The organism is Nonomuraea maheshkhaliensis, assembly GCF_039529435.1.
GTDB lineage: Bacteria > Actinomycetota > Actinomycetes > Streptosporangiales > Streptosporangiaceae > Nonomuraea > Nonomuraea maheshkhaliensis.
The window spans coordinates 69,966-86,029 of the sequence record NZ_BAAAMU010000038.1 but is presented as its reverse complement, the minus strand read 5'-3'; the positions used below and the strand labels follow the sequence as shown (position 1 = coordinate 86,029).

Genomic DNA, 16,064 nt, shown 5'->3' with positions numbered 1-16,064 from the left:
CGGCGCCGCCGCGCGGCCCTCTCGCCGCCGCCGCGCCGCACGTCCTCCCCGCGTCCCACGGCCGCGAGCACGTCCGGGTACTCCGCGGCGATCTCCGTGAACGGCCGCCCGGCCCACGAGCCGATGTCCGCCTCGCGCAGCCGGGCGTCCAGCCTGGCCTCGATGCCGAAGTGACGCACGTACGCCTGCGCCGTGTCCATGGCCCTGGGCAGATCGCTGGAGACGACCAGGTCGGGCGTACCGAAGCGGGCCAGCAGCGCCGCCGCGGCCACCTCGGCCTGTTCGCGGCCGGCGGCGGTGAGCCCCGAGTCGGACTGCCCCTGGTAACGCTCCTCGACGTTCCACACCGACTCGCCGTGCCGCACGAGGACGAGACGCACCCGGCCGCTCATCGCGCACCCGCCGAGGCGACCGGCAGCTCGGGGAAGTGACAGGCGGCGGGATGATCGCCCAGCCGATCGACCAGCGCCGGCTCCTCCGTGGCGCACCGTTCCTGCGCCTTCCAGCACCGGGTACGGAACCGGCACCCGGACGGCGGCGACACAGGCGATGGAATGTCACCCTTGAGGAGGATCTGCCGCCGCGGCGGCGCGGCCCAGGGCCGTGGCACCGGCACCGCCGACAACAACGCCTGCGTGTACGGATGCACAGGGGCGGCGAAGATCTGCGCCGTCGTCCCCCTCTCGACGACCTTGCCGAGGTACATCACCGCGACCTCGTCACTGATGTGCCGCACCACGGACAGGTCGTGGGCGATGAACAGGAAGCCGAGCCCCAGCTCCCGCTGCAGATCGACGAGCAGGTTCAGCACCTGCGCCTGCACCGAGACGTCCAGCGCCGACACCGCCTCGTCGCAGATCACCAGCCGGGGCCGCAGCGCCAGGGCCCGGGCGACGCCGACCCGCTGGCGCTGCCCGCCGGAGAACTGGTGCGGGTACCGGTCGGCGTGGTCCGGGTTCAGCCCGACCCGGTCCAGCAGGTCCTTCACCTCGGCGGCCCACCGGTCGCGGGGCACCACCCCGGGGTTGATCAGCCACGCCTCGCTGATGATCTGTTCGACGGTGAGCCGGGGGTTGAGCGACGCGTACGGGTCCTGGAAGATCATCTGGATCTGCCTGCGCGCCTGCCGCAGCTCGGCAGGGGGCAGCGTGAGCAGGTCCTGCCCGTCGAAGAGCACCTGGCCTGACTCCGGCGGCTCCAGGCCGATGACGGTCCGCGCCAGCGTGGTCTTGCCCGAGCCGGACTCACCGACCAGGCCCAGCGTGCGGCCCGCGGGCAGGTCGAACGAGACGCCCGAGACGGCCTGCACGGCTCCCGTCCTACGCCGCAGCACGCTGGAGCGGATCGGGAAGCTGGTGTGCAGATCTCGTACGGACAGGAGCGGGTCAGCCGGGGACGACATCGGCGGCGACCTCCTTCGCGTGGTGGCAGGCGGCACGGTGCGACGCGGGACGGCCGGGCACCTGGACCAGCTCCGGCCGCTCGGCGTCACAGACGTCGGTGGCGAAGTCGCACCGGGGCCGGAACGGGCAGCTCGCGGACAGCCGGGTGAGGTCCGGCGGCGAGCCCTTGATGGGCGTCAGCCGTTCGCGCGGCCCGTCCAGCGCCGGGATCGAGGCCATCAGCCCGCGCGTGTACGGATGCCCGGTCGTCTCGTAGACCTCGCGCAGCCCGCCGGTCTCCACCACGCGGCCCGCGTACATGAGCATGACCCGGTCGGCGACGCCGGCCACCACGCCCAGGTCGTGGCTGATGAGGATCATCGCCATGCGGTGCTCTGCCTTGAGCTCGGCGAGCAACGCCATGACCTGCGCCTGGACCGTGACGTCCAGCGCGGTCGTGGGCTCGTCGGCGATGAGCACGCGCGGTTGCAGGGCGATGGCCATCGCGATCATGACGCGCTGCCGCATGCCGCCGGAGAACTGGTGCGGATAGTCGTCCACCCTGCGCTCCGCCGCCGGGATGCCGACCCGGTCCATCAGCTCGATCGCCCGGCGCCGCGCCTCGGCGCGGGAGGCGCCGCGCCGGCGCCGGAACAGCTCGCCGATCTGCGCGCCGACCCGGAACACCGGGTTGAGCGAGCTGAGCGGGTCCTGGAAGACCATCGCCAGGTCGGTCCCGTTGAGCCGGCGGCGGTCGGCGCGCGGGCGGGTCAGCAGGTCGGTGCCTGCGTAGACGATCCGGCCGCCGGTCACCTCGCCCGCCGGGCGCGGGACCAGCCCCATCAGGGCCTGGGCGGTGACGCTCTTGCCGCTGCCGGTCTCGCCCAGGATGGCCAGGGTCTCCCCTTCGGCCAGGTCGAAGCTCACCCGGTCGACGGCGGTGACGGTGCCCGCCCGGGTGCGGAAGCGTACCGTCAGGTCCTGCACCGACAGCAGTGGGTCGTCCATCACATGCTCCTCAGCCGCGGGTCGAAGCGGTCGCGCAGCGCGTCGCCCAGCACGCCGAAACTGATCACCAGGACGGCCAGGCCGATGCCGGGGATCGTGGAGATCCACCACGCGTTGGACAGGTAGTCGCGGCCGTTGGCGATGGTCAGCCCCCAGCTCGGCGTGCTGGCCGGGGTGCCGAGGCCGAGGAAGCTCAGCGACGCCTCGGCCAGGATCACGTGGCCCAGCTCCACCGTCGCGACCACGAGGATCGGCGCCATCACCGACGGCAGGATGCTCCGCGTCACGAGGTGCCAGGTCCGCGCGCCGAGGGTGCGGGTGGCGTCGACGAAGTCGCGGCTCTTGAGCCCGAGCACCTGGCTGCGGGTGACCCGGGCGAACGTCACCCAGTTGGAGATGGACAGGACGATGACGACGTTCACCACGCTGGGTCCGAGGATCGAGGCGATGAAGATGGCCAGCAGGATCGACGGGAAGGTGAGCTGGATGTCGGCCAGCCGCATCAGCACCATGTCGAGCCGGCCGCCGAAGTATCCGGCGGCGACGCCGGCCGCGACGCCGATGACGCCGGCCAGGACCAGGGTCGCCAAGCCGACGGTGATCGACACGCGCGCGCCCTGCAACATCTGGGCGAACACGTCCTGCCCGACCTGGTCGGTGCCGAAGATCGCGGTGTGCCCGTCCGGCATGACGAAGCCGGGCGGTTTCAGCCGGGAGCCGAGGTCGGTGGCGACGGCGTTGAACTCCAGCACCATCGGGCCGACCACCGCGGCGACGACGTAGCAGGCGACCACCGCCAAGGAGACGATGATGCGCAGCCGTCCGATCCTGACCCGGCTTCGGCCCGTCGCCGGGCGGGCGTCGCCGGCCGGGGTCTCGCCGGGGAGCGGGGCGTTCTGGGGCAGAACCTGCCCGGTCGACCTGTCCATGGTCACCGTCCCAGCCGAATGCGCGGATCGAGGTAGCCGTACAGGACGTCCACGACCAGGTTGATCAGGACGAAGCCGCCGGCGATCAGCAGGATCGCGGCCTGCACCACGTTGTAGTCACGGGCCGAGATGGAGTCGATGAGCAGCCGTCCGACGCCGGGCCAGGAGAAGACCGTCTCCACGATGACCGCGCCGCCGAGCAGCTTGCCGAATTCGAGCCCGGCCACCGTGACGATCGGGATCAGCGCGTTGCGGATCGCGTGCTGGGAGATGACTAGCCGCTCCGGCAGGCCCTTGGCCCGCGCGGTCTGGATGTAGTTCTCGTGCACGACGTCGAGCAGGCCGCTGCGGGTCAGCCGGATCAGCACCGCGACCAGCGGCAGCGCGAGCGTGACGCCCGGCAGGATCAGCCGGTCGAGGCCGCCGTACCCGCCGCTGGCCAGCACGTGCAGCTGTCTGGCGAAGACCAGGATGAACATGATCCCGATCCAGAACGACGGCATGGACTGGGAGAGCAGCGCGAACACCGACACCACCCGGTCGGCCAGACGGTTCACCCGCAGCGCGCCGACCACACCGAGCGCGACCCCGAGCACCAGGCCGATCAGCATCGCCACGACGGCCAGCTGCAGGGTGAGCGGGAACTTCTCCGTCACCAGGCCCATGGCGTCGCTGTGGTAGCGGTAGGAGTCGCCGAAGTCGAAGCGGGCCACGTCGCCGAGATAGATCCCGTACTGCACCGCCAAGGGCCGGTTCAGCCCCATCTGCTCGCGTAACTGGGCGATCTCGGCCTGGGTGGCGTCGGAGCCGAGGATGAGCTGGGCCGGATCGCCGGGAACCAGCCGGAGCACCAGGAACACAATGGTCACGGCGCCCCACAGCACGAAGACGGCGAACAGCGCGCGCCGGATGAAGTACGCGGTCATGGCCGGTCCGATCGCGGTCGGTCGGCGTCCCGTTTCAGCATCGCCAGGCAACTCCTGGGTGAGCCATGACGCGGCAGGCGTCTGGCGGTGACGGCTTGAGGGTGGCGGATGGCCCGGCCCGCGGAGCCGGCCGGACTTCTGGAGGGTGGTCCACAGAGGCGGCGAGCCGTCGGCCGCAGGGGAGCGGCAGGATGACCGGCTCGCAAACATTAACGTTAATGCGATTGGTGGCTGATGCTAGGACCGAGGACTCTGATCGTCAAGGGTCCGGCCCGCCTCATCTGCCTGCCGGCGGGCTGGAGGATCTCACTTTTATGCCTTTGAACTGGGTAAATATGACTCACCATGTAGTCTGGTGAGACGTGAGGAGTGACGGCGGCGGTTGCCGGGAAGGTTGACGTCCGTCCAACATGAACGTTAATGTCCGAGCCAACCGTGTGATCCGCTCCGGTCGATCGGCCGGGCGTGGACCTTCGCCATTCCGAATGGCCTCAACATCTCCCAGGAGCCTCCGGCATGACCATGACGGAGCGGCCAGACCTGGCCGCAGAACTTCGCGCCGCGATTTTGTCGGCGGACCCGAGGCTGTCGAAGTTCTCCCCGCTTCGGCGCATTCTGACCTACGACGACTTCAACTCCGGCGCCCATGGCTGGACCGAGCTGCTGGGCAACTACAACGGCAACGGCGACCTGTCCACGGTCGACGACCACATGCGCGACTTCCGGCCGCCGCAGCTGTCCAACTGCTCGTTCTTCGACATCGGCAGCCACGGCGCGATGACCGGCTCGTACGCGCTCAAACTGGCCACCCGGCCCTACGAGGGCCACACCGCCACCGCCATCAGGCGGCTCACCATGAGCGGGCGCGGCCTGCTGCAGATCGAGGCGTACTTCACCTTCAAGGCCGAGGCGACCATCGACGGCAGCGCGGGCGACCAGTTCGGCGACGTCACGTGGGACGGCAACCTGCACCCGTCGGAGGCGCAGTTCGGCTGCTTCACCGTGGCGACCGACCTGTGCGGCGACGGCGGCCTGCGCTATCACACGGTGGCCCGCTACCTGAACACCACGCTGGACAACACGCTGTCGCGGCAGTGGGTCTACCCGACCGTGCCGGAGCCGACGCCGCGCGAGCACCTTGAGGGCAAGGTCAAACTGGCCTACGGGGCCGACTTCACCGCGCCCAACCCGGAGGACTGGCAGCCGTTCGGCGAGCCGCAGGAGCTCTGCTACAACGAGGTGCCGACGAAGGTCAACTGGCACTACCTGCGCTGGGTCATCGACACCGGCGCCCGGCGCAACGTCGAATTGCAGGTCAACGACCGGGTGATGGACATGTCCGCGATTCCGGTGCCGCCGTACAAGGAGCGCTACGACTCGCTGGAGAACCTGCTGAACTTCTACTTCTCAGTACGCACCCATTCGTCGGTGCGCAATTTCCTGTTCCTCGATTCGGTACTCATTTCCACGGAGTGGTGACGTTCATGCGGCAGGTGCAGACGGCGGTTCTCGAACGGGACACGACGTTCGACTCCGATTTCGCGACGGAACCGTACGAGGCGGCGTGGGCCGGTGAGGCGCGGTGGTTCGTGCACACCCTTTCCGCGTCCGGCGACGACGTGGCGGTGCGGCTGGTCACCCAGATCTCGCCGGACGGATTGACCTGGTGCGACCTCGACGGCCACGAGCACGTCGTCACCGGTCCCGGCCTGGTGACCTGGCCGGTCGAGCAGTTCGGCCAATGGCTGCGGCTGCGCGGCACGGTGACGGGCGGAAATCCGTCGGCGAAGCTGCGCATCTATCTCACCGCCAAGAGCTGAGCGCGACCGGGAAAAGGCGCGGGAGCGAGCGGGAGCAGGGCATGCGCAGGGCCGGGGGCCGGCGTCACACGCTGCGGGACATCGCCGCGGCGTTGAATCTGTCGGTCAACACCGTGTCGCGTGCCCTCTCGGGAAAGGACGGCATCGGGGAGAAGACCAGGGCGCTGGTACGGGCGGAGGCGGAGCGGGTCGGCTACGTGCCGAACTCCATGGCCAGGTCGCTCGTGACGGGCTCGGCGATGACCTTCGGCCTGGTCATCACCAATCCGTCGAACCCGTTCTACGCGCAGCTGATCTCCAGCATCGAATTACGCGCCAGGGCGCACGACTATTCGCTGCTGCTGACGGTGACCGACGAATCGGAGGAGAACGAGGCACGGGCCGCGGAGTCTCTGCTGCGGTCGTCGGTGAGCGGGGCGATCGTCGTACCGGTGCAGGCGAGCGCCGATCCGTGGCGGCGGCTCGGCGCGGTCGGCGTGCCCACCGTGCTGCTCAACCGCGACCTGCCCGACCTGGGCTACCGCTTCGTCGGCACCGACAACGAGCTCGGCGGCTACCGCGCCACCGCGCACGCGATCTCCCGCGGCGCCCGCTCGATCGTGGTGCTGGAGGAGGACCTGCCGATCACCACCATCGCCGACCGGATCGCCGGTTACCGCCGCGCCATGACCGAGGCCGGTCTCGCCATGCCGCGCGGCAGCGTCATGCGGGTGCCCACTCGCCGCCACGACCAGGCCGCCCTGCCGTGGCAGCCGCAGCAGGCGTACCAGGTGGCCCGCCGCATGCTGCGCCGGGCCAGGCTGCCGGACGCGGTCGTGGTCGGCAACGACTACTTCGCCCTCGGCCTGTATCGAGCGCTGGCGGAGCACGGGCTCAAGGTGCCGGACGACCTGATGGTGATCGGCTTCGGCGACCACCCGTTCTCCGCGTTCCTGTCGCCGTCGCTGACCACGGTCCGGCTGCCCGCGGAGGAGGTCGGCGAGATCGCGGCCGACCTGCTGCTCGAGGAGATCGCGGGCGGGCGGAGCGCCCGTCCGCTGAAGCAGCTGATCGCTCCCACACTGGTGGAACGCGACTCGACCGCCGGAGCGCCGCGGGCAGGCCGATGCGAGGCTAGTCCAGCGTGAACGCGAGCAGCGCCTTCGCCACCTCGTCCGGGTGGGTGAGGATCGTCTCGTGGGTGCCGGGCAGGAGCACCGGCTGCACGCCGACGCGGGCGGCGAGCTCGGCGCCGGGCGCGGCCAGCGCCTGGTCCTTCTCGGCGAGGAGGTACGCGATCGGCAGGCCCGTGAAGTCCACGGTGTCCAGCGCGTCGAGCATGTAGTTCCCGGGCTGCGGGACCAGGAGGTCGTACACGAGCCGCTGCACGTTCTCCGGCTCGTCCGGCATGAGGGACCGGCGGAACGACTCGAAGTCCACGGAGACGGTGTGGTTCGGTGACGCTTCGATCGTCGCGCGGAGGAAGGCGCCCACCTCCGGGCCCATCGCGTCGGCCATCGACTCACCGGCGCGCGGGACGAACGCGCTGACGAAGACGATGCCGCGCAGGCGGTCGCGCAGCCGCGGCACGGCGCCGGCGATCGGGATGCCGCCCCAGCTGTGGCCGACCAGCACGACGTCGGTGAGGTCGCGGCGCTCGACCTCCTCGACCAGGTACGTCACCGCGTCGGCCAGCCGCGGCTCGCCCGCGCCGTCACCCGCCGAGAGGCCGGGCATGGTCAGCGCGATGCCCTGGTGGCCGGCATCGGCCACCCGCTGGGCCACCGGATGCCACGACCACCCACCGTGCCAGGCCCCCGGAACGAAAACGTAGTTCACCTGCGACTCCAAGCCCGTATCCGCTGAATAGAGAGATGCTCTGTTCGTCAGAGTCTAACTCTGATCAATAGAGCGAGTAGCATGCCTCCCGTGCCGACCAGGTCATCGAAGAGCGCGGGAGAGAGCAGGCGGGCCGAGTACGCCGCGGCGACCCGCCGGGCGATCCACGACGCCGCGCGCGAGTTGTTCGGCGCGAAGGGCTACTTCGCGACCACCGTGGACGACATCGCCGCCGCCGCCCGGGTCGCGCCGGCCACGGTGTACGCGGTGGGCGGCGGCAAGCAGGGCCTGCTCCAGGCGATCATCGAGGCCAGGACGACCGCGCCGGACGTCGCGGAGATCCACGCCCACATCGCCGCCGCGACGGACGCGGACGAGCTGCTGCGCTTCATCGTCAACGCCACCCGGGTCCGCTTCGAACGCTCCCGCGACCTGATGCGGTTGGTCGCCGACACCGCCCCGCACGACGCCGGCGCCGCCCAGGCGTTGCGGACCGCGCAGGCCAGCCTCCGCGACGGCCTCACCCGCACCGCCCGGCGCCTGGCCGAACTGGACGCCCTGCGACCGGGCACCGACGCGGAAGCAGCCGCGGAGACGCTCTGGTTCTACCTGAACAACAACGCCTACTTCGCCCTGACCGACGACAACGGCTGGTCGCTGGAGAAGGCCGAGCGATGGCTGCGCGACTCGCTCCACCACGCCCTGCTGAGCGGCTCGGACACCTAGCCCCCCGCTGCCGCGACGAGCCGACGACTCGTCGCGCCGCGGCCACGGTCAGGCACGCTGCCGGGCGATCCGCCGTCCGCGCACGAAAAGGAGCAGACCGAGCGGCGTGAACACCACCCCCAGGCCGCCGGTGATCAGCGGGCCGAGGAAGGCCGACCAGAACGAGGAGATCCGGGCGTCGCGCGGATCAGCCGGGTCGTAGGCGACGGGGACGGCTTCGCCTTCCGCGTAAGCCGGCGGGTTGCTGCCCGTGGAGCTCTCGAACGAGTACTGCCTGCCCTCGACGGTGAACGTGACGGTCGGGTACCACGTGGTGCTGCGGCGATGACGACCGTCGGAATCCCGGGTCGTGCTGGTGCGTGCGGTCAGCTCGACCACGGTCCCGTCGGTTCGCTGCGCCGAGGCCAGGAAACTCGCCGTGGAGGCGGCCAGCGCGATGGTGACGCACAGCAGAACCAGGCCGATCAGAGCGAACAATCCGCCGACGCGTGTGATGAGCCGTTCGTTAGGCATGGGGCGAGTCTGTCCTACAGGATGCGTGCCGGACGCGGCGGGCACGCACGCGCGGTCATAGGCTGAAGCCGGTCCGCAGGCGGGCGACCGTGTCCTCCAGCACGGCGGGCAGATCGAGCGCGGCGCCGCTGCCGGCGGCGAGCCACGCCATCGTCATGGCGCCGCAGAGCATCCTGGTGAGGCTGAGAATCTCCGGGTCGCCGGCGTCGCGTCCGGCCCGTTCGGCGAAGAGCTCGGCCATCCCGCTCATGCTGGAGGCCAGGCTGCCCATGTTCGCCGCCCACACCTCGGGGATGGTCACCACCAGCCGGGCCCGGTCCTGGATCTCCACGTGTTCAGGCCGAGAGGCGCCGGCCTCGTCGAACGCGGTGCGTACGGCGTTGTGCAGCGCGGCGAGCACCCCCAGCTCAGGCGGCTGCGCGCGGAAAGCCTCGATGAACGGCCTGATCATCAGCAGATCGTCGTCGAGCACCACCAGATCGTGTTTGGTGGGGAAATAGCGGAAGACCGTGCTCGGCGCGAGATCCGCGGCCGCCGCGACCTGCTCCACCGTGGTCGCGTGATAGCCCTGCTCGCCGAACAGACGCAGTGCGTGCCGCTGAATGGCCTGCTTGGTCCGAGCCCGCTTGCGCTCCCAGGGCCCTTCGGGCGACCCGCCTCCGGGCAGTTCACTCGTCACCACGTCGCGTTTCACTCCTCAACGCACGGCCACAGCTGCAGCGGTCATCGTACGCCCCGCGTACCCGGCACCCCGCTGCCAAGATATTGGTGTAACCTCCCACTTTGGGAGTTGACTCCCAAACTAAAACCATACCCTCAAGACAGGGCGGGAGCCTGAGATGACGACCACGATCGAGGCCGACTACCTCGTGATCGGCGCGGGCGCGACGGCCATGGCCTTCGTGGACACGCTGCTGACCGAATCCGACGCGACCGTGGTGATGGTCGACCGCTACCACCAGCCGGGCGGCCACTGGACCGTCGCCTACCCCTACGTCCGGCTGCACCAGCCGTCGGCCATGTACGGCGTGAACTCTCGTCCCCTCGGCGACGACACGATCGATCAGACCGGCTTGAACGCCGGGCTGTACGAACTGGCCGGCGCCGACGAGATCTGCAGCTATTTCGACCAGGTCATGCGGCAGACGTTCCTGCCGTCAGGCCGGGTGTCGTACTTCCCCATGGCCGAGTACGAAGGCGCCGGCCGGTTCCACCTGACGACCTCCGGCGACGCGTACGAGGTGACCGTACGCAGGAAGATCGTGGACACCACCTACCAGGGCGTCACCGTCCCGGCCATGCGACCGCCCGAGTTCCCGATCGCGGCCGGCATCCGGGTGGTGCCGCCGAACGAACTGCCCGCCGTCCGCGAACCCCACGAGCGGTACGTCGTCGTCGGCGCGGGCAAGACCGGGATCGACGCCTGCCTCTGGCTGCTGGAACAGGGTCTCGCCCCCGAACGCCTGACCTGGATCATGCCCCGCGCGCCCTGGCTCATCGACCGGGCCACCGTGCAGCCGATCCCCCTCCGCCGTGCCGAGGACATCGGGCGGGACTACATGGCCAAACACGAGGCCATCATGGGCGCCGAGTCCCTGCCCGACCTCTTCGAGCGGCTCGACGCCGCCGGCACCCTGCTGCGCATCTCCCCGGACGACCGGCCGACGGCGTTCCGTTGCGCCACCGTCTCGCGGGCCGAGCTGGAGCAGCTACGCCGGATCAGGAACGTCGTCCGCCTCGGCCGGGTGAAACGCATCACAGAAACCGAGATCGAACTCGACGGCGGCGCCGTTCCGACCGGCCCTGGGGCGCTGCACGTGGACTGCACCGCCGACGCCACCAGACAGCTCCCCGTCGTCCCGATCTTCCAGGACGGGCTCATCACCCTGCAGTCGGTCCGGGTGTGTCAGCCGGTGTTCAGCGCCGCCCTCATCGCGCACGTGGAGGCGTCCTACCCGGACGACGCCGTGAAGAACGACCTGTGCCCCGTCACACCGAACCCGCGAACGGACGTGGACTGGCTGCGCTTCGCCCTGTCCGCGAACGCCGAAGCGCTGCGCTGGGCCGGTAACGACGACCTCGAAACGTGGCTGCGCACGTCCCGGCTGCACCCGGACATCGCCCCGCCGATGCCGAAGGACCCGGTGGAACGAGCCGCCTTCGAACGCCAGGCCCTGGCCATGCTCAAGGAGCAGAACGCCAGGCTCGAACAACTCCTGTACGCGAACGAGGTGCGGTAGATGGCCGGCTCACGAAACCGGCGTCGCGCCCCATGGGTGCTCGCCCTGCTGACGACACTGTGCGCCGAACTCACGTTCACCGCGGTCGCGGTGCCGTTCACCTGGCTGCTCACCCCGCTGCTGATGGTGATGTACGGGGCCGGCGTCCTGCTGATCAGGGAGGCGGTCGTCCGGGTCGGCGGCGGCTGGCCGAGCCTGGCACTGCTGGGCGTGGCCTATCAGCTCGCGGAGGACGGCCTGGGGCTGCAGGCTCTGACCAGCCCGAAGATGTACGGCGCCGCCGACTGGGGGATGCGGGTCCTCGGCGCGAACGTGACGTACTGGGAGTCGCAGATCGGGGTGCACGTGGTGCTCAGCGTCCTCGTCCCCATCGCCCTCGCCGACCTCCTCTTCCCCGGCCGCCGGGGCCGGCCTTACCTCGGCGGCGGCGGGCTCGCGGGAGTCGGCGCGTTGGCGGTCGTGGGCGTGCTCGGGTTGCGCTTCGCCATTTCCGCCGATCAGCACCCCGGGTATCAGACGCCGTGGGGCTGGACGGCGGCGTTCCTCGTGGCCATCGCCGTACTCGCCGTGCTCGCCCTCGTGGTCGTGCCCGGCCGCCTCCAGGAACGCCCCTGGGCGGGCAGGACCGTGCCGCGTCCTGGCGTGGCCGGACTGGTCTCGGCGTACCTGACCATGGCGTTCCTGACGACGCTGCTTCCGCTCGGCCTCGGCTCCACCCTGCTGTTCGGCGACCTGATGCCGCCCTCCCTGCGGCTGGTCATGGCGGCCGTCACCGCCGTCCTCTTCGGCTGGCTGGTGCTGCGCTGGCGTGCGGCGGCCGGGTGGGACGACCGCCATCGCGTCTGGCTGATCAGCGGCATCCTCGTCGCGCACACCGCGTTCATGATGCCCGGCTCGGCGACCTCCATGGTGACCGGCTCGCTGACGATCGTGCTGGAGACAGCCTTGCTGATGCTCCTCGCGAGACACGTCAGCCGGCGAGCGAACGCGGTGGAGGCGATCCGGGTCTGACAGGTCATCGGCTGTCCGCCAACGCCGCCTTGAGCGGCCGGGTTCCCGCGTCGGACCACCACAGGGCGGGCTCGTCGCGCAGGATCGCCGCGTGCAGGGCGCGCAGCAAATGACTCGGCTCCAGCCCGAGTTCCTCCACCAGCACGGCCCCCCGGTGGTAGAGCCGCAGAGCGTCCGCCTGACGTCCTGACCGGTGGAAGGCGAGCATGAGCTGGGCGCGGATCCGTTCCCGCAGCGGGTGCTCGGCCACCGCCACGCCGAGCACCCCCACCAGCTCACGGTGCCTGCCGAGGGCCGGCTCCGCCTCGGCCCAGTCCTCCAGGACGCTCAGCCGCAGCTCCTCCCAGCGGCCGGCGACCGCGCGCAACGGCCGGCTGCCGATCCCGGCGAGGACCTGCCCGCGCCACGGCCCGAGCGTCTCACGCAGCAGCGCGGCCTTCCGGGCGGGCGGCGCGTGACGCGCCTGTTCGAGATCCGCCTCCGCCTGGTGGGCGTCGAGCTCGACGCCGAGCTCGCTCCGGCCTGACATGGTGGTCCACCTGTCGGGCGGCAAACACGTCGTCGTGGACGCCAAGGTGCCGATGGCGGCGTTCATGTCCGCGATCGAGGCCGCCGACGAGGCCGACGCGGACCGGCACTGGGCCGACCACGCCCGGCAGCTGCGCCACCACGTGGACGCGCTCGGGAGCAAGGAGTACTTTCGGAAGATCGCCGCCTCACCGGAGTTCGTCGTGCTCTTCGTGCCCGGCGACGCCTTCCTGCGGCCGGCGCTGGAGCAGGAGCCGACCCTGCTGACCGTCAGCGGTCGAGCGCCTGGTAGACGGCCTGGATGTAGGCGGCGGAGCGGGTGGAGCCGAGGATGTCGGTGCCCATGTCGTTCATCACGTACGCGATCGTCACGCCCCGGTCGAAGTCAATGATCGCCATCGATCCGCCCCACCCGCCCCAGAACGCGATGCGGCCGTCCGGCAGCCACGGCAGGGTCCGCCGGTCCGGCAGCGCGAAGCCGATGCCCCACCGCAGGTGCAGCCCGTTGACCAGGTCGGGTCCGTTCGACTGCTCGGCGAAGATCAGGTCGAGGGTGGCCGGTTTGAGGAGTCGTGTGCGCGAGTCGAGGATCCGGGCCACCGACCGGGCGTTGCCGTGGCCGTTGGCCGCGCCGAGCTCCGCGGCCCGCCAGGCCGGCGTGTTGGCCGCCGCCGTGTCGGCCGCGGGCCCGGTGAAGGTCCGGTGGGCGACGCCGCCGGGGTCGAGCGCGGAGAGGTCGAGGCCGGCCGGCGGCGGGATGACGTCGGCGACCCGGCCGAGGTCCTCGTCACGCACCCCGAGCTGGAAGTCCGCCCCGAGCGGCCCGGCGAGGTGCTGCCCGACGAACGCGCGCAGGGACAGCCCCGTCAGCCGGAACACCAGCTCGCCGATCAGATGGCCGTAGTTCAGCACGTGGTAGCCGGAGGCAGATCCCGGCTCCCACCAGGGCGCCTGGGCCGCCATCCGGGCCGCAGCCGTACGGACGTCGTAGAGGTCGTCGAGCCGGGCCGGCTGGTCGAGGCCGGAGACGCCCGAGGTGTGCGACAGCAGGTGCCGCACCTCGACCCGCTGTTTGCCGTTCGCCGCGAACTCGGGCCAGTAGCGGGCCACCGGCGCATGCACGTCCAGCTCACCGGCGTCCACGAGAAGGAGCGCGGCCAGGCTGGTCACCGTCTTCGTGATCGACCAGGTGTTGGTGATCGTGTCCCGCTCCCACCGCTGAGTGCGAGCCGCGTCGCGGTGCCCGCCCCACAGGTCCGCCAGCGGTTCCCCGCCACGCTCGACGACCAGCGACAACCCCACCTCGGCGCCGCTGCGCAGGTGCTCCTCGACGACGTCGCGTACCGGCTCGAAAGCCGCGACGACGGTTCCGTTCAGTTCGGTCATGCGGAGAGCGTTCAACGTTGACGCGTGTGTCAAGGTCAAGCCGTTAGTGTGGCGGGATGAGGATCGGTGAACTGGCCGCACGGGCCGGGGCCTCCACCCGGCAGGTACGCTTCTACGAGGCCAAGGGCCTGATCACCTCGACCCGGGGGCCGAACAACTACCGCGACTTCAGCGAGACGACGCTGGCCCGGGTCCAGCAGATCCGCGAACTGCTCAAGGCCGGCCTGTCCACCCGGCTCATCCTCGCGGTCGTGCCCTGCCTCGACTCGCCCCGCGACCCCATCGTCTTCGAGGGCGTCCTGCCGGAGACGGTGGCCGTACTGGAACGGGAGCGCGACCGGCTCACCGAACGCATCGACATCCTGACCCGCAACCGCGACGCGATGACCGGCTACCTCGACGAACTCCAGCAGCGGGCTCACTGAGCCGGCCCGCACATCGGCTGCCGGAAACGGCCATCATGGGCGGGTGGCTGTCAGGGATGAATCCGACGTTCTGCCGATGCTGGAGTCGTTGCGGGGGCCGTTGACCGGGTACTGCTACCGCGTCCTCGGCTCCGCGAGTGAGGTCGACGACGCCGTGCAGGAGACGATGGTGCGTGCTCTGCGGGCCATCGGCGGCTTCGACCCGGAGCGGGCGGCGCTCTCGACCTGGGTGCACAAGATCGCCATGAATGTCTGCCTCGACCTGCTCAGAAGCGCGCGGCGGCGGGCGCTGCCGTGGGACATGGGGCCCGCGTCGAGCGGCGGCGGCGACCTCGGGGTTCCGCTGCCGGCGGCGCGGTGGGTGGAGCCGATGGCGGATTCCCGGCTGATGGGGAGCGCCGATCCGGCCTCCCTGGCAACGCGGCGGGAGACGCTGCGGCTGGCCTTCGTCGCCGCTCTGCAGCGGCTGCCTCCGCGTCAGCGGGTCGCGCTGGTGCTGCGGGACGTGCTCGCGTTCAGCGCCGTGGAGGCGGCCGAGGTCATGGGGACGTCGGTGGCGGCGGGGAACAGCGCGCTGCAGCGGGCGCGGGCGACGCTGGAGAAGCATCGGCCGCGTCCCACCGACAGTCCGCGGCTGGACGACGCGGGGCAGCTCGATCTGCTGCATCGGTACGTCACCGCGTTCCAGACGCATGACGTCAACGAACTCGTCGCGGTGCTGGCCGACGATGCGCGGTCGGGGATGCCGCCGTTCCTGTGGTGGCTGGACGGGGCGGCTCAGATCGGCGCGGTGATGGCGGCATCGGATGCCTGTGCCGGCGACCGGCTGGTTCCCGGCGGGCCGGCCAACGGGTGCTGGACGCTCGGTCAGTATCGGCCGGACGAGGACGGGGTGCTGCGGCCGTTCGCCCTGCTGGTGCTGGAACTCCGGAACGGGCGCATCGGCGAGATCGTCACGTTCCTGGGCTACGGTGACCGTTTCGCGGAGTTCGGCCTGCCCGGCAATCTTTGATGCGGAGGGAAGCGATGAGCTCGGCCTCCTCGCCTGCCTGCCCTCCGGCCGAGCGCGCCGCCCTCGTGCAGGCGAGCGCGAACGACCGGAGCCTGTCCTGACCCCGGTTCAGGACCGGTCGGACGCCGGGGGCAGCAGGGCGGCGGCGGCCGTGATGAGCGGGTCCAGGCGATCGTCGGCGGCGTCGGTGAGCAGTCTGGAGCGCATCCGGGGATCCCAGAAGGCGCGGATGTGCTCGGCGATCCGCTCGGCCGCCCAGGCCGGGTCGCGGGTCCTGAACTGCACGGCGATCTCGTTGGCCATCCGGATGTGCGGTGGTGTCGTCTGCGTCGCGGTCACG

The 16,064-nt window shown here is 70.7% G+C and carries 19 protein-coding genes and 1 pseudogene; 9 read left to right on the top strand and 11 right to left on the bottom strand.

Translation table 11 applies throughout. The features are described from left to right. The 5 genes from ABFX54_RS25405 to nikB all read right to left on the bottom strand — a co-directional run. Nucleotides 1–380 (bottom strand): histidine phosphatase family protein (locus ABFX54_RS25405; RefSeq protein WP_346108682.1); only part of this gene is annotated, 380 nt, incomplete at its 3' end. A gap of 8 nt (nucleotides 381–388) precedes the next feature. After that, nucleotides 389–1,402, bottom strand: a complete 1,014-nt coding sequence (locus ABFX54_RS25400) for an ABC transporter ATP-binding protein (protein ID WP_346108681.1) — start codon at nucleotides 1,400–1,402, stop codon at nucleotides 389–391. After that, nucleotides 1,386–2,390: an ABC transporter ATP-binding protein gene (locus ABFX54_RS25395; protein ID WP_346108680.1), complete on the bottom strand. Its 1,005-nt coding sequence runs from the start codon at nucleotides 2,388–2,390 to the stop codon at nucleotides 1,386–1,388. The genes ABFX54_RS25400 and ABFX54_RS25395 overlap by 17 nt, the downstream gene beginning before the upstream one ends. After that, a complete protein-coding gene (locus ABFX54_RS25390) occupies nucleotides 2,390–3,319 on the bottom strand; it encodes an ABC transporter permease (protein ID WP_346108678.1) in 930 nt (309 codons plus the stop codon). The genes ABFX54_RS25395 and ABFX54_RS25390 overlap by 1 nt, the downstream gene beginning before the upstream one ends. 2 nt (nucleotides 3,320–3,321) lie before the next feature. Next, entirely contained in the window at nucleotides 3,322–4,245 is a 924-nt protein-coding gene (nikB, locus tag ABFX54_RS25385; RefSeq protein WP_346108677.1) for a nickel ABC transporter permease, read from the bottom strand. Nucleotides 4,246–4,761: 516 nt separating this feature from the next. Here nikB and ABFX54_RS25380 point away from each other — a divergent pair. The 3 genes from ABFX54_RS25380 to ABFX54_RS25370 are packed head-to-tail and all read left to right on the top strand — an operon-like array spanning nucleotide 4,762 to nucleotide 7,192. Beyond that, entirely contained in the window at nucleotides 4,762–5,724 is a 963-nt protein-coding gene (locus ABFX54_RS25380; RefSeq protein ID WP_346108675.1) for a DUF6772 family protein, read from the top strand. Nucleotides 5,725–5,729: 5 nt separating this feature from the next. Continuing rightward, nucleotides 5,730–6,065 carry a hypothetical protein gene (locus tag ABFX54_RS25375; RefSeq protein ID WP_346108674.1) on the top strand — a complete coding sequence of 112 codons (336 nt, stop codon included), beginning with the start codon at nucleotides 5,730–5,732 and terminating at the stop codon, nucleotides 6,063–6,065. A gap of 41 nt (nucleotides 6,066–6,106) precedes the next feature. Beyond that, nucleotides 6,107–7,192: a LacI family DNA-binding transcriptional regulator gene (locus ABFX54_RS25370; protein WP_346108672.1), complete on the top strand. Its 1,086-nt coding sequence runs from the start codon at nucleotides 6,107–6,109 to the stop codon at nucleotides 7,190–7,192. Here the strand turns inward: ABFX54_RS25370 and ABFX54_RS25365 are convergent. Continuing rightward, entirely contained in the window at nucleotides 7,179–7,883 is a 705-nt protein-coding gene (locus ABFX54_RS25365) for an alpha/beta fold hydrolase (RefSeq protein WP_346108670.1), read from the bottom strand. The two genes, ABFX54_RS25370 and ABFX54_RS25365, sit on opposite strands and share 14 nt — an antisense overlap. Nucleotides 7,884–7,973: 90 nt before the next feature. On the opposite strand from ABFX54_RS25365, the gene ABFX54_RS25360 reads away from it, so the two are divergent. Continuing rightward, nucleotides 7,974–8,609 carry a TetR/AcrR family transcriptional regulator gene (locus tag ABFX54_RS25360; RefSeq protein WP_346108669.1) on the top strand — a complete coding sequence of 212 codons (636 nt, stop codon included), beginning with the start codon at nucleotides 7,974–7,976 and terminating at the stop codon, nucleotides 8,607–8,609. A 48-nt stretch (nucleotides 8,610–8,657) separates the two neighbouring features. Here the strand turns inward: ABFX54_RS25360 and ABFX54_RS25355 are convergent, their stop codons facing one another. Together ABFX54_RS25355 and ABFX54_RS25350 are read right to left on the bottom strand one after the other, a co-directional pair. Then, nucleotides 8,658–9,122 (bottom strand): DUF3592 domain-containing protein, encoded by a 465-nt coding sequence (locus ABFX54_RS25355; RefSeq protein ID WP_346108667.1) that lies wholly within the window; start codon nucleotides 9,120–9,122, stop codon nucleotides 8,658–8,660. A 55-nt stretch (nucleotides 9,123–9,177) separates the two neighbouring features. Then, on the bottom strand, nucleotides 9,178–9,804 hold the full coding sequence (locus tag ABFX54_RS25350) for a TetR/AcrR family transcriptional regulator (protein ID WP_346108665.1): 627 nt from the start codon (nucleotides 9,802–9,804) through the stop codon (nucleotides 9,178–9,180). 157 nt (nucleotides 9,805–9,961) lie between these two features. Between ABFX54_RS25350 and ABFX54_RS25345 the strand changes: the two genes are divergently transcribed. After that, nucleotides 9,962–11,362 carry an NAD(P)/FAD-dependent oxidoreductase gene (locus tag ABFX54_RS25345; RefSeq protein WP_346108663.1) on the top strand — a complete coding sequence of 467 codons (1,401 nt, stop codon included), beginning with the start codon at nucleotides 9,962–9,964 and terminating at the stop codon, nucleotides 11,360–11,362. After that, nucleotides 11,363–12,373 carry a hypothetical protein gene (locus tag ABFX54_RS25340; RefSeq protein WP_346108662.1) on the top strand — a complete coding sequence of 337 codons (1,011 nt, stop codon included), beginning with the start codon at nucleotides 11,363–11,365 and terminating at the stop codon, nucleotides 12,371–12,373. Nucleotides 12,374–12,377: 4 nt separating this feature from the next. On the opposite strand, the gene ABFX54_RS25335 is transcribed toward ABFX54_RS25340, so the two are convergent. Further along, a complete protein-coding gene (locus tag ABFX54_RS25335) occupies nucleotides 12,378–12,902 on the bottom strand; it encodes an AfsR/SARP family transcriptional regulator (protein ID WP_346108660.1) in 525 nt (174 codons plus the stop codon). On the opposite strand from ABFX54_RS25335, the pseudogene rmuC reads away from it, so the two are divergent. Beyond that, nucleotides 12,901–13,110 (top strand): annotated as a pseudogene (gene rmuC / locus ABFX54_RS25330) (DNA recombination protein RmuC); the annotation flags it as partial. The gene ABFX54_RS25335 and the pseudogene rmuC overlap by 2 nt on opposite strands. Before the next feature lie 61 nt (nucleotides 13,111–13,171). Here rmuC and ABFX54_RS25325 read toward each other — a convergent pair. Beyond that, complete coding sequence (locus ABFX54_RS25325; RefSeq protein WP_346108659.1) at nucleotides 13,172–14,287, bottom strand: serine hydrolase domain-containing protein; 1,116 nt, start codon at nucleotides 14,285–14,287, stop codon at nucleotides 13,172–13,174. Nucleotides 14,288–14,343: 56 nt separating this feature from the next. Between ABFX54_RS25325 and ABFX54_RS25320 the strand changes: the two genes are divergently transcribed. Together ABFX54_RS25320 and ABFX54_RS25315 are read left to right on the top strand one after the other, a co-directional pair. After that, nucleotides 14,344–14,712, top strand: coding sequence for a MerR family transcriptional regulator (locus tag ABFX54_RS25320; RefSeq protein WP_346108657.1), 369 nt, complete (start codon nucleotides 14,344–14,346; stop codon nucleotides 14,710–14,712). A gap of 43 nt (nucleotides 14,713–14,755) precedes the next feature. After that, nucleotides 14,756–15,724 carry an RNA polymerase subunit sigma-70 gene (locus ABFX54_RS25315; RefSeq protein WP_346108655.1) on the top strand — a complete coding sequence of 323 codons (969 nt, stop codon included), beginning with the start codon at nucleotides 14,756–14,758 and terminating at the stop codon, nucleotides 15,722–15,724. Between the two features lie 108 nt (nucleotides 15,725–15,832). Here ABFX54_RS25315 and ABFX54_RS25310 read toward each other — a convergent pair whose 3' ends face one another. Beyond that, the gene (locus ABFX54_RS25310) at nucleotides 15,833–16,063 is read right to left on the bottom strand and encodes a formate dehydrogenase subunit delta (protein ID WP_346108653.1); all 231 of its coding nucleotides are present in this window, start codon (nucleotides 16,061–16,063) and stop codon (nucleotides 15,833–15,835) included. Nucleotide 16,064 lies beyond the last annotated feature (1 nt).